Annotated in this window: 1 protein-coding gene; it reads right to left on the bottom strand. The window is 43.2% G+C overall.

Annotated elements, in window-relative coordinates; genetic code table 11:
• Positions 1-323: 323 nt before the first annotated feature.
• Positions 324-743 (bottom strand): hypothetical protein, encoded by a 420-nt coding sequence (locus tag QD47_RS29525; protein WP_025682455.1) that lies wholly within the window; start codon positions 741-743, stop codon positions 324-326.
• Positions 744-971: the final 228 nt, after the last annotated feature.

Genomic DNA, 971 nt, shown 5'->3' with positions numbered 1-971 from the left:
CTTTTATTCCTCTCACCATTCCACACTACCATCTTTAACACTCTCGTTGGATTGTCTTACCCTCATTCCTTACCCCTGACCACATGCACAGAGCTAACTAATACACCAATTAATTTCCAGCAGGTGTCGCACTTCATATTACAATCCGTTATATAAAAAGGAAGCCCCATCTACTTAACAGCAGTTTTGAGTGCTTCCTGATATCCAGCTTTATCGTTCATTATACACAGCATCTTATCTGCTACATTTGAGGTCGCCTGTGACTTACTTAAAAGCAGCCCTATGTCCGCAGCCCCCTGTATCCAGGTCGAGAACCGTGAATTCTAATTAAGGTCAACACTTTTGCTTTTCGCAGCAGCTTTACCATCCTTCGGGACCAACACAGTAAAAGAACCATCATGCACAGACAAGTGCACCATATGTTTATTTTTCAGGAATACTTTTTGATTAAAAGTCGATAGATTCGGTTCTTCCGTCCAGCCCCAGGCTGCAATTTCCTCCAGATAGGGAGCAGGCAAGCTATCACTTTCCTTCAAAGCTGGTAATGCATAGCGTACATAGTCCATGTCTGAGTTACTGCTGGCCCGATCGGTTTTACTCGCTTCTTTAGGGACCGGAAACGTTTTTTCGTTCGCTGCACCCTCAAACGATGTCCAAGAAGGCTCCTCTGTCCCGCACCCGGTAAGAATCGCGACAGCGACACTGAATAGCACCAATAGAGCAAGCCATTTATTTCGCCGCATGATCTTCCCTCCTTACCAGCTTGATTCACTATACAAACCCTATTCAAGAATTTGCATAATTCTGCAAGAACGCAGCGTGTGTATATGGGATTCAGTACCTATATTATACCGGGTTTCCAATAACATTCCGTAACAAAAATGTTACCTTCCTTTTGTAAGAGCATTTCTAAAATATACGTACACAAAAAAGACCACAATCTCAAGGAGATCATGGTCCTTCTTCCTTTT

Origin of the sequence: Paenibacillus terrae, from assembly GCF_000943545.1 — a bacterium.
Classification (GTDB): Bacteria; Bacillota; Bacilli; order Paenibacillales; family Paenibacillaceae; genus Paenibacillus; species Paenibacillus terrae_A.
This window is presented reverse-complemented; position numbering and strand designations above follow the sequence as displayed.

What these genes read in the sequence shown, in the direction of transcription:
- QD47_RS29525 (WP_025682455.1), bottom strand. Translation starts at nt 743, where the DNA reads ATGCGGCGAAATAAATGGCTTGCTCTATTGGTGCTATTCAGTGTCGCT.